This is a genomic window from Corallococcus sp. AB049A (assembly GCF_003668885.1).
GTDB classification, from domain to species: Bacteria; Myxococcota; Myxococcia; order Myxococcales; family Myxococcaceae; genus Corallococcus; species Corallococcus interemptor.
The window spans coordinates 1-6,868 of record NZ_RAWL01000444.1 but is presented as its reverse complement, the minus strand read 5'-3'; the positions used below and the strand labels follow the sequence as shown (position 1 = coordinate 6,868).

General features: G+C 71.2%; 5 protein-coding genes and 1 pseudogene. 5 read left to right on the top strand and 1 reads right to left on the bottom strand.

Features of this window, described 5'->3' with window-relative positions:
• Nucleotides 1-316 precede the first annotated feature (316 nt).
• Nucleotides 317-2,920: a pitrilysin family protein gene (locus tag D7X55_RS32925; protein WP_121725134.1), complete on the top strand. Its 2,604-nt coding sequence runs from the start codon at nucleotides 317-319 to the stop codon at nucleotides 2,918-2,920.
• Nucleotides 2,921-2,996: 76 nt separating this feature from the next.
• Entirely contained in the window at nucleotides 2,997-3,863 is an 867-nt protein-coding gene (locus D7X55_RS32920) for a 50S ribosomal protein L11 methyltransferase (RefSeq protein WP_120552939.1), read from the top strand.
• Between the two features lie 249 nt (nucleotides 3,864-4,112).
• Here D7X55_RS32920 and D7X55_RS32915 read toward each other — a convergent pair whose 3' ends face one another.
• Complete coding sequence (locus D7X55_RS32915; protein ID WP_158626457.1) at nucleotides 4,113-5,108, bottom strand: asparaginase; 996 nt, start codon at nucleotides 5,106-5,108, stop codon at nucleotides 4,113-4,115.
• Between the two features lie 121 nt (nucleotides 5,109-5,229).
• On the opposite strand from D7X55_RS32915, the gene D7X55_RS32910 reads away from it, so the two are divergent.
• From D7X55_RS32910 to D7X55_RS32900, 3 genes and pseudogenes are all read left to right on the top strand, one after another.
• Entirely contained in the window at nucleotides 5,230-5,964 is a 735-nt protein-coding gene (locus D7X55_RS32910; RefSeq protein WP_120552942.1) for a 16S rRNA (uracil(1498)-N(3))-methyltransferase, read from the top strand.
• Nucleotides 5,965-6,073: 109 nt separating this feature from the next.
• Entirely contained in the window at nucleotides 6,074-6,340 is a 267-nt protein-coding gene (locus tag D7X55_RS32905) for a GlsB/YeaQ/YmgE family stress response membrane protein (protein WP_120552941.1), read from the top strand.
• Nucleotides 6,341-6,592: 252 nt separating this feature from the next.
• A pseudogene (locus D7X55_RS32900) lies at nucleotides 6,593-6,868 on the top strand (hypothetical protein); the annotation flags it as partial.

Below are 6,868 nucleotides of genomic sequence, written 5' to 3'. Positions count from 1 at the left end.
GCTTGGGAACCGACAGCGGCCTGGTGGGGGCCGGAGCGGGCGCCGCCATGGGGGCGTCGCCTTCATCCAGCAGTTCCTTCAGGTCCGCGAGCGGATCCGCCTCGTCCGGGGGAGACGGCATGTGCGTGCCCAGGTTACCGACCACGGGGGGTTTCCACCAGTTACGCGTGGGAAACCGCGCCGCTTCGCCTGCCTGGAGGGAGGCGGGCGGTACGGTCCGCTCGACGTGGGAGGGGTGGGACGTTAGCCAATGGAGCAAACATCACACCTTGCCTTGCCTCTCCTCGGGAGGGGATGCCAGCTTCGGACCACACCTATGGCCATCCGCTACACCCTGCCCAACGGGCTCACCGTCGTCTTCGAGGAGCAGCACGCCGCCAAGGTCGCGGCCTTCCAGGTCTGGGTCAAGGCCGGCAGCGCGGACGAAAGGCCGGACCAGGCCGGGCTCGCCCACCTGCACGAGCACATGCTCTTCAAGGGCACGGAGCGCCGGGGCCCCGGTGAGATTGCCCGGGACATCGAGGCGCACGGCGGCGAGATCAACGCCTGGACGTCCTTCGACCAGACCGTCTACCACATCGTCATCGCCAGCCAGTTCGCCCGCACGGGCCTGGACATCCTGGGGGATGCCGTCCGCCGCTCCGCGTTCGACAAGGACGAGCTGGCGCGTGAAATCGAGGTCGTGTGCGAGGAGATCAAGCGCAGCTACGACTCGCCGTCGCGCCGCGCGTCCCGCGGGCTGTTCACCGCCGCGTTCCAGACGCACCCCTACCGGCTGCCCGTCATCGGCACCGAGGAGAGCGTGCGCAGCTTCACCCGCGAGAAGGTGCTGGAGTTCTACCACCGGCACTACACGCCCAGGAACCTGGTGCTGTCCGTCGCGGGAGACCTCAACGAGGCGGAGCTGCGCCAGTGGGTGGATGAAATCTTCGGCGGTGACTGGGGCCGGCCCTACGCGGGCCCCGTGCAGCGCCCGCGCGACGCCGCACCCACGGGCCGCCGCGTGCTCATCCAGACGGAGGACGTGAAGGAGGCCTACCTGCACCTGGCCTTCGCGATTCCCGAACTGGAGCACCCGGACGTGCCCGCGCTGGACGTGCTGGCCATGATTGCCGGCCAGGGCAATTCGTCGTGGCTGGTGCGCGAGGTGAAGCGCCGCCAGCACCTGGTCAACGACATCCACGCGTCCGCGTACACGCCCAAGGACCCGGGCATCTTCTCCGTGTCGCTGACGCTGCCGCCCGCGCAGGCGCAGAAGGCGCTCACGCAGACGGCGCGCGTGCTGGAGGCACTGCGCACCACGGGCGTGCCCCAGGACGAGCTGCGCACGGTGCAGGCCGTGGTGGAGGCGGAGTCCGTCTACCGCAAGGAGACGGTGCAGGGCACCGCGCGCAACCTGGGCTCGTATCAGACCAGCCCCGGCGGCCTGGAGTCCGAGGCGCGCTACCTGGAGGACATCCGCAACCTGAAGCCGGAGGACCTGCGCCGCGTGGCCCAGAAGTACCTGCGGCTGGAGCACGCCGTCGTCACCGCGCTGGTGCCGGCATCCGCGGAGCTGACCGAGGCCCACGTGCACGCCGCGCTGGATGAGGCGGCGAAGAGCCCGGGCCTCGCCCCGCCGGAGCGCGCCGTCCGTCAGCCGCCTCCGGAAGGCGCGCCGCGCGCGGCCCGGAGCGCCGTGGCGTCCGCGCGTTCAGAAGTCGTGCAGGAGAAGCTGCCCTCCGGCGCCACGCTCATCATCCGCGTGGAGCCGCACGTGCCGCTGTTCTCCATGCGCGCGGCCTTCATTGGCGGCGCGCGCTTCGAGACGCCCGAGGACAACGGCATCACCACGCTGCTCAGCCGCGCGCTCACCAAGGGCACCACGACGCTCAGCGCGGATGACATCAGCCACCTGGGCGACCTGTACGCGGGCAACATCAACGGCCAGGGCGGCCGCAACTCCGTGAGCCTGAAGGCGGACTTCCTGTCGCGCTACTTCGAGCCCGGCTTCCGGCTGTTCGCGGACGTGCTGCTCAACCCGGCCTTCCGCGAGGAGGAGGTCGCCCGCGAGCGCTCGCTCCTGCTCCAGGACATCCTCACCCGCGAGGACAAGCCGTCCAGCCTCGCGTTCGAGCTGTTCTCGCGCACGCTCTACCAGCAGCACCCGTACCGGCTGTCGCTCCTGGGTGAGAAGGCGTCCGTGGAGGCGCTGGGGCCCGAGCAGCTGCGCGCGTACCACCGCGCATACATGGACCCGTCGCAGATGACGCTCAGCGTGGTGGGCGACGTGAACGTGGACCAGGTGCGCGCGCTGGCGAACGAGTACTTCGGCAGGTCGCGCGGCGGCGCGGTGGCGCACAAGCAGGTGAAGCCGGAGCCCGCGCCCACCGCTCCGCGCACGGAGAAGAAGGTGCTGGCGCGCGCGCAGACGCACCTGGTGATGGGCTTCCAGGCGGCGCGGCTGAGCGACCCGTGGCGCGTGTCGCTGGACGTGCTGTCCACGGTGCTGTCGGGCCAGGGCGGGCGGCTCTTCATCGAGCTGCGCGACAAGCGCTCCATGGCGTACAGCGTGAGCAGCTTCTCCATGGACGGGTTGGACCCCGGCTACTTCGCCGTCTACATGGGCACGAGCCCGGAGAAGGTGGACGCGGCGGTGGAGGGCATGCGCCGCGAGCTGCAGCGGATCCGCGACGAGCCCATTCCCTCGGACGAGCTGGAGCGCGCCAAGCAGCACATCATTGGCGCGTATGAGATTGACCTGCAGCGCAACAGCGCCCGCGCGACGCTGCTGGCGCTGGACGCCTGCTACGGCATCGGGCTGGACAACTTCCTGCACTACTCCGAGCGCGTGGCGAAGGTGACGGCGGCGGACGTGCAGGAGGTGGCCCGCCGGGTCATCGACTTCGACCGCATGGCCATGGCGGTCGTCGGGCCGTAAGCCCTGCATCCGCGAGCGTGGAAGCGTCACGACGACGGCGCTTCCACGCCGCACCGGGTGCGGTAGAAGGGGCGCCATGTCCCAGACCTACCTGTCACTCACCGTGGATATCGCGGAGGAATCGTCCGAGATTCTCCAGGACCTCCTCCATGAAGCCGGCGCCCTGGGCCTGGAGGTTCGCGACACGGAGACGCCCACCATGCCGGGCGTGCGCGCCCCCGTGAAGGGCGAGTCCATCGTCGTCGCCTACTTCGAGGACCGTGAGAGCGCGGAGGACGCCCGTGACGCGGTGGCGGAGACCCACCCCACCGCGCGCCTGTCCCTGGACGAGCAGCCCCAGCAGGACTGGAGCAACGAGTGGAAGTCGCTCATCAAGTCCGTGCAGGTGGGCCGGCTGTGGGTGGGCCCGCCCTGGGACGTGGAGAACGCGCCCGCGGACAAGGTGAAGCTGGTCATCGAGCCGAAGATGGCCTTCGGCACGGGGGACCACCCCACCACGTCGCTGTGCCTGGCGGCGGTGGATGAGTTCATGGCCACGCACCCGGGCGCGAGCGTGCTGGACGTGGGCACCGGCACGGGCGTGCTCGCCATCGCGGCGAAGAAGCTGGGCGCGGGCCACGTGGTGGGCACGGACAACGACCCCACCTCCGTGGAGCTGGCCCAGGAGAACTGCACCGACAACCAGACGCCCGACCTGGACATCTCCGGGCGCGAGCTGACGGAGGTGTCCGGCACCTTCGACCTGGTGCTCGCGAACATCCTGGCCAACACGCTGATTGAACTGGCGCCCCTCATCGTCCCCAAGGCGAAGGACCGGCTGGTGCTGGCCGGCGTGCTCGCGCACCAGCGCGCGGACGTGGAGGCCGCGTACCGCAACCTGGGGTGCACCGTGCTGGAGGGCGCGCAGCAGGGCGAGTGGGTGCGCATCGACTTGAAGCGCTAGAAACAAGAGGGGGTCGGGCCGCGAACCGGAAAAGGCTCGCCAACCCGACCCCATCTGGACTCGCGAGGCTTTCCCCCTTGGCGTCAGGACCTCGCGACTCCCGCCGTGTGCCGGACAGGCATTGCAGTCCGCGTGCCCGCCGCCGGTTCCTCGGTGTTCCCCCGAAGCTCCAGGGGATGCGGGCCCGGCTGTAGCGGGGCCGGTTACAGGGTGCCCTGGTGCCTGTGACCTTCCGCGCTACAGCACGGCTCAGGCGAACGCGAGCGTCCCGCCCGCGCGCAGCGAGCCCACGACTTCGTTCCGGGTGTCGAGGATGCGCGGCTCCACGTGATGCGCCAGGCCCTCCATGGGCAGGCCCAGGCCGTACGGCTCCGCGAGGAGGCGCAGCACGGCGAGGAGCGCGGGCGCGGCGCAGCGGGCATCGCCGTCCTCGACCTTCAGGGCCACGCCCAGGCGCACGCGGGGCAGCGCGGCGCAGTAGACGCCCTCCGCGCCAATCTTCACCACGGCCTCGCCCTTGAAGGCGGTCATCAGCTCCGTGCACGCGCGCCCCCTGCCCGCGACCAGCTCCGGGTGCGCGAGCATGGCGTCCCGCAGGCGCTGCGCGGCGGGTGCCTCCGAGATGCCGAAGCGGGCCCACGCGGTGGCCATGGCGCTCAGCGGCAGGCCGAAGCAGACGGCGCGGCAGCCATCCACGGCCTTCACCAGTGCGTCGCGCGGCAGCCCCGTCCACTTCGCGATTTCGTCCTGGATGCGCTCCTGCACCGGGTGGCCGTCGCTGGCGTAGCCGTGCACGTCCCAGCCGTGGTGCCTTGCCAGCGCGAGCATCCCGGCGTGCTTGCCGGAGCAGTTGTTCCACCGGGGCGTGAGCACCACGCCCGCCTTGAGCGCTTCTTCCGCGACGGCGGGTGACAGCGGCGAGTGCGGTCCGCACGCGAGGTGGCGCTCCTCGCAGCCGGAGGCGCTCAGCATCTGCATGGCGAGCGCGCGGTGCACGGGCTCGCTGGAGTGGGACGCGCAGGAGAGCGCCAGCTCACGCGGGCCGAAGCCGTAGCGGTCCGCCGCGCCGTCCTGGACCATGGGCAGGGACTGGAAGGGCTTCGCCGCGGAGCGCCAGAAGGTGACGCGCTCCGGGTCGCCCGCGTACGCGACGCGCGTGCCCTCCGCGCTCACCACCGCGACGGACACGGTGTGGAGGGATTCGACGAAGCCGGAGCGGGTGGACTCGATGACGAGGGTGGCCATGGGCGTGGGGCGCGCCATAGCAGGAACGGGGTATGGCCGCGCGCTCGCGGAGTGCGGAATGGGCCCTCCCGGACGCATGGAGGGCTATCTTCCGGACGCCCTCCCCTTCAAGGAAGCCGCCGTGGTCCGCCTCTTCGTTCCCCTGCCCGACCCTGCTCCCGCCGACGTGACGCTCACGGGCGAGCGCCGCCACTACCTCGTCCACGTGCTGCGGTTGCTGGACGGCGACGCGCTGGAGGTGTTCGACGGCAAGGGCCGCGCCTTCGAGGCGCGCGTCACCGGGCTGGATGCCGAATCCGTGCGGCTGGTGCTGGGGACCGTGCGCGTGACGCCGCCCGCGCGCGAGATGGCCGTGCTGCAGGGGCTGCCCAAGGGCGACAAGCTGGAGCTGGTGCTGCAGAAGGGCACGGAGCTGGGCGCCACCGCGTTCCATCCGGTGGCCACCGCGCGCAGCGTGGTGAAGCTGGAGCCCAAGCGCGCCGAGGAGCGCACGCAGCGCTGGGCCAAGATTGTCGAGGAGGCCGCGCGCCAGTGCCGGCGCGATGACGTGCCCCAGGTGCATCCGCCCCGGCCTCTGCTGGACGCGGCGCGCGCGCTGACTCCGGGCACGCTGCTGCTGGTGCTGGATGAAGAGGAGTCCGCGGTACCGCTGGGTGAAGCGTTCCGGAGTGTTCCGGCGGGGACTCCGGTGGCGCTGGTGATTGGTCCGGAGGGCGGGCTCGCGCGTGAAGAGGTGGAGGGCCTGCGGGGGCTGGGCGCGCGGCCGGTGACGCTGGGCTCACGCATCCTGCGCACGGAGACGGCGGCGCTCGCGGCGCTCGCGGTGATGCAGCACCTGGACGGGTCGCTCGGGTAGCAGGCGGGCGGACAGCCCCTCCCTGCCCCCCGGGTCACGGATCCGTGTGCCCATTCCTACGTTTCTCCCATTCGGGACCTCACGGGTCCCTCACACGGGAGAGACTCTCATGGGGATCATCACCTTCATCATCATCGGCCTCATCGCGGGACTCATCGCCCGGGCCATCCTTCCGGGCAAGCAGAGCATGGGGCTGGTGGCGACGACGCTGCTGGGCATGGTGGGCTCGCTGGTGGGCGGCCTCATCGGTTCGCTCTTCCAGCGCAACGGCCGGCTGTTCGACCTGCACGCCTCCGGCATCATCATGTCGGTCGTGGGAGCCATCGTCGTGCTTCTCCTGGTGGGAGCAGCGGGACGGCGCCGCGTCCACGCCTAGCGTGAGGCGCCCATACGCACCGTCCTCCGGGGCGGGTTGCCGTGGCGCAGATGAGCCCCTGACGCTTCCTCGGGCGAGGGAGCGGCGGGGGCTTGTCCTTTTCTTGCTACAGGCCTGAATGCGGCCTTTCATGGCGACGGTTGTCCGCGTCACCGGGAGGATCCGTTGTCCAAGTGCCTGAAATGCGGCGCCTCGCTGCCGCCGGTCGGAGATTGCCCCGCTTGCGCCGCCAATGCCGCGCGCCCACCCGCGGTGGCTCCCGTCCCGAGCCTGCTCGACCGGGACATCCACATTGACCGCCGCAGGCCTGGCGAGCGCGCCCCCCTGGGCGTGGGCGGTGATGATTCCATCACCCTGAACAGTGAACCGCTGGAGCCGGAGACGCTGCGTGGCACGCCGGCCTTCGCGATGGAGCCGCCGCGCGGCCCCGTGACGCCGCCGGGAATGACGCCGACGGTCCGGCCCGGAATGGCGCCCGCGCCGCAAGCCGCGCCGCGCGCCGCCGCGCCCCGTCCGCCCGCGCAGGCC

What these genes read in the sequence shown, in the direction of transcription:
- D7X55_RS32915 (WP_158626457.1), bottom strand. Translation starts at nt 5,108, where the DNA reads ATGGCCACCCTCGTCATCGAGTCCACCCGCTCCGGCTTCGTCGAATCC.
- D7X55_RS32905 (WP_120552941.1), top strand. Translation starts at nt 6,074, where the DNA reads ATGGGGATCATCACCTTCATCATCATCGGCCTCATCGCGGGACTCATC.
- D7X55_RS32920 (WP_120552939.1), top strand. Translation starts at nt 2,997, where the DNA reads ATGTCCCAGACCTACCTGTCACTCACCGTGGATATCGCGGAGGAATCG.
- D7X55_RS32925 (WP_121725134.1), top strand. Translation starts at nt 317, where the DNA reads ATGGCCATCCGCTACACCCTGCCCAACGGGCTCACCGTCGTCTTCGAG.